Annotated in this window: 4 protein-coding genes and 1 pseudogene; 3 read left to right on the top strand and 2 right to left on the bottom strand. The window is 39.7% G+C overall.

The features are described from left to right. Nucleotides 1–324: 324 nt before the first annotated feature. The gene (locus tag IQ226_RS24485; protein WP_193899722.1) at nucleotides 325–1,101 is read right to left on the bottom strand and encodes a sucrose-phosphate phosphatase; all 777 of its coding nucleotides are present in this window, start codon (nucleotides 1,099–1,101) and stop codon (nucleotides 325–327) included. Nucleotides 1,102–1,148: 47 nt separating this feature from the next. Here IQ226_RS24485 and IQ226_RS24480 point away from each other — a divergent pair. The 3 genes and pseudogenes from IQ226_RS24480 to bioF all read left to right on the top strand — a co-directional run. Beyond that, a pseudogene (locus tag IQ226_RS24480) lies at nucleotides 1,149–1,499 on the top strand (HAD-IIB family hydrolase); the annotation flags it as partial. After that, nucleotides 1,496–2,137 (top strand): Holliday junction branch migration protein RuvA, encoded by a 642-nt coding sequence (ruvA, locus tag IQ226_RS24475; protein ID WP_193899720.1) that lies wholly within the window; start codon nucleotides 1,496–1,498, stop codon nucleotides 2,135–2,137. The pseudogene IQ226_RS24480 and the gene ruvA, both read left to right, overlap by 4 nt. 6 nt (nucleotides 2,138–2,143) lie before the next feature. After that, nucleotides 2,144–3,313: an 8-amino-7-oxononanoate synthase gene (bioF, locus tag IQ226_RS24470; protein WP_193899718.1), complete on the top strand. Its 1,170-nt coding sequence runs from the start codon at nucleotides 2,144–2,146 to the stop codon at nucleotides 3,311–3,313. A gap of 35 nt (nucleotides 3,314–3,348) precedes the next feature. Here the strand turns inward: bioF and IQ226_RS24465 are convergent, their stop codons facing one another. Further along, nucleotides 3,349–3,540, bottom strand: coding sequence for a hypothetical protein (locus IQ226_RS24465; protein ID WP_193899716.1), 192 nt, complete (start codon nucleotides 3,538–3,540; stop codon nucleotides 3,349–3,351). Between the last annotated feature and the right edge of the window lie 186 nt (nucleotides 3,541–3,726).

The following is a 3,726-nucleotide window of genomic DNA, read 5'->3' as shown; positions in this document are numbered from 1 at the left end:
GCAATTACTATGGCGGTTAATGCTATTACTGATGAAAATGCTCTCAATTGGTTTAATCATTGTGGATTGTTTTTTGACCCTATTTAGATAGCTATTTTTGTACTGGACTTGATCGCAAACTGCTGTAAGTTCTGGGAAGTAGAAGACAGCGTTAACATTAGTATTCATACCATAGAACTTGGTAAACCGTACCAGGATATGAATATTTCTGGAGTTAAAAATTTAGATGATACCCAAATATCTGCTTTAAAAGAATTAGGAGCTTCAAGTGATTAAACAAATAAGCTAGTTGAATCAAAAAAAACGGAACTAAACTATTAAGTTTTATTCTCCCAAAAATCCAAAATGCCGTAAACCTTCTTCAATTCCTGCCGCAAACTCAGCTTTTGCTAAGTAACGATTTTCGTTTGGGTTTTCGTTGTGCCAATCTAGTAATTCTTGTTTAGCATTGGCGACAATAATACCTTTTTCTTTTCTATTGGCAAAGAGGGCAATATCATTACCAGAGTCCCCACACGCAACGGTTTTGGCTGGTTCTATTTCTAAATATTCGCGTACAAAGGTCATGGCCATACCTTTGTTGGCTTTACGTGGTAGGATGTCTAGGTCTTTGTTATCACTATAAATAACTTGAATATCTAAAGTTTGTTGGAGTAAGGCTTTTTCTAAGTCTGATACTATTTGTAGAGCAGTTTTTTCTTGGAGAAAATAGCTAACTTTAAAAGGTCTTTGCTCACTTTCCGGCTGTGGTTTTAATTGAGTAAAATTGGCAGCTACTTTTACAACTAATTCTCTATCCCAATCTTCAGATAGATTCTCTGACCACTGATTATTAATAATCAATTGATCTTGATGATTATAAGAGTAAATTTCTGTACCTACGGCGCAAATGAGTATATTTGGCTGTAAAAGTGCTGTTTGTTTTTGATTTTGTTGTTGTTCTAGTTGCTGATACAGATATAGCGATCGCCCAGTAGAGTAAACAATTTTTGTATTGTGTTGCTGACGATATAGTTCTAATTTGCGATTCAGTCCTTCCATTGCTTGATCATCACCCACGAGAGTGTGATCAAGATCGGTAATGAAAAGAAATTGAGTCACAGTATACTCCTTATATATAGTCGTTTTCAAACCAAATTCGCCTGACTATACCACAACTTGAGGCCGAGTTGCAAAAAACTCAACTAAATGTAAAGTTAATCTATAGTAGTGAAATTGACCTTGACATTTTACCCCATACCAGCGATAAAGGTCAAGCAATGCAGTTTCTCCGTCAGAAGTGGAAATTTGCAGCCGAGCAGACTGTTGTTTGTGGCGATTCAGGTAATGATATAGCTTTATTCGCTGTCGGTCAGGAACGGGGAATCATTGTCGGGAATGCTCGTCCAGAGTTACTCCAATGGTATCAGCAGCATCCTGCGGACTACCGTTACCTCGCCCAAAACCGTTGTGCTGCTGGGATTATGGAAGGTTTAAAATATTTTGGTTTCCTAGAATGATTAGCTATCTTAAAGGTATCGTTGCTGGTGTCCAAGCCATTACTCCTAATCGCGTCATCTTGACCTTAGAAGTCAATGGCACAGGTTACGATTTACAAATTCCCCAACGTTTGTCCAACCAGTTAACATCAACTGGGGATGTGATCCAAATCTTTACCCATTACCAGATCCGGGAAGAAGTACCCGTGCTTTATGGTTTTTCTTCTCCTTCGGAACGGGATTTATTTCGCCATTTGCTCAGTGTTAGCGGCATTGGTGCAGCATTAGCGATCGCTCTCTTGGATACAATGGAATTACCAGAGTTAGTCCAAGCCATTGTCGCTGCTAACATCCAAATGCTGATTCAAGCCCCTGGAGTGGGCAAGAAAACCGCTGAACGCATTTGTTTAGAACTCAAGAGTAAACTGATCGAATGGCGCAAATCAGCGGGCTTCTTTGTGGCTACAGGCAGACCTGCACCAGGAATTTTAGAAGAAGTGCAAATGACTCTTTTTGCCCTGGGATATACTGCCCATGAGGTTAGTAACGCCCTGCACGTAGTTAGCGAAGATATTGGTTTACCCAAAAATGCCTATGTGGAGGATTGGATTAGACAAGCGATCGCTTATCTTAGCAGTAGTGAAGTAGAGTGTTCATAATTCATCATGAATAATAATCCTTATGCTTGGATAAATGAATCTTTAGCCACGATTTATCGGGCTAACTGGTATCGTTCCGTACAAACGATTCACAGCCAACCCGGTGCAACTGTGGTATTATCTGGGCAAGAGGTTATTAACTTTGCCAGTAATGATTACTTAGGATTAGCAGGAGATGAACGCTTACAAATAGCCGCCATTAATGCTATTCAAAAATTCGGCACTGGTAGTACAGGTTCTAGATTACTCAGTGGACATCGAGAAATTCACAGAGAATTAGAACAGGGAATAGCATCTACTAAACAAACCGAAGACGCATTAGTATTTAGTTCTGGTTATTTAGCAAATCTAGGCACAATTGCCGCCATAGTCGGTAAAAGAGACTTAATTTTATCTGATGAATATAACCATTCCAGCTTAAAAAAAGGAGCGATTCTCAGCGGTGCAACTGTCATGGAATATCCGCACTGTGGTACTGCAGTACTGCAAGAAAAGTTATGGGAACACAGGAAGAAATATCGCCGCTGTTTAATTATTACCGATAGCGTCTTTAGCATGGATGGTGATTTATGTCCATTACCCCAACTGCTAGATTTAGCTGAAGAATTTAGTAGTATGCTACTTCTCGATGAAGCTCATGCTACAGGAGTCATGGGAAAAACTGGCGCTGGTTGTGTAGAACATTTTGGCTGTACAGGTAGAGAATTAATTCAAATTGGCACATTAAGTAAAGCCTTGGGGAGTTTGGGTGGATATGTCGCTGGTAGCCTTCCTCTCATTGACTTTTTACGCAATCGCGCCCCTAGTTGGATTTATACTACAGCTCTATCTCCCGCAGATACAGCCGCCGCAATGGCCGCCATTAAAATTGTCCAAGCAGAACCGGAAAGGCGATCGCGACTTTGGCAAAATGTCAACTATTTAAAACAATTAATTACAGAGAATTTACCTAATTTAAAGTTATTACCGACAGAATCTCCGATATTATGTTTTCAATTGCCCAGTGCGTCCGCAGCATTAACAACAGGAAAGCACTTGCGAACATCGGGAATTTTTGCCCCAGCCATTCGTCCTCCCACAGTTAGCACCAGCCGCATTAGGATATCTGTAATGGCTACCCATGAGTTAGCACATATTCAGAAATTGGTGGAAGTAATCAAAAGTATAGAAGGGTAAGGCTTTATTGAGTTTAGCAGCACTCGCCTGGAATGTTACGGTAATGCCTGAATCAGAACAGAAAATAATCCTGAATAGTTTCCTGGAACAACACTTTCTTCGGTGCAAATCAACTCAGGCAATAAGACAATAACCTTAACACGACTGCCGTAAGGAAATGTTAATGCTTGGTCTAAATTAATCTGCCCATTTGTGTTTACTGTCCCTACTAACTCAACAGCTTTCATAAAGCCTCCTTTGTTTTTTACATTAGTTAATCAAGTAATCAAGTCCCCATATTTCTATTTACAGCAGTTTGCGATCAAGTCCAGTACAAAAATAGCTATCTAAATAGGGTCAAAAAACAATCCACAATGATTAAACCAATTGAGAGCATTTTCATCAGTAATAGCATTAACCGCCATAGTAATTGC

It is taken from the genome of Dolichospermum sp. LEGE 00240, assembly GCF_015207875.1.
GTDB lineage: Bacteria > Cyanobacteriota > Cyanobacteriia > Cyanobacteriales > Nostocaceae > Dolichospermum > Dolichospermum gracile.
The sequence above is the reverse complement of the archived record's forward strand: the minus strand, read 5'-3'. Positions and strand labels throughout refer to the sequence as shown.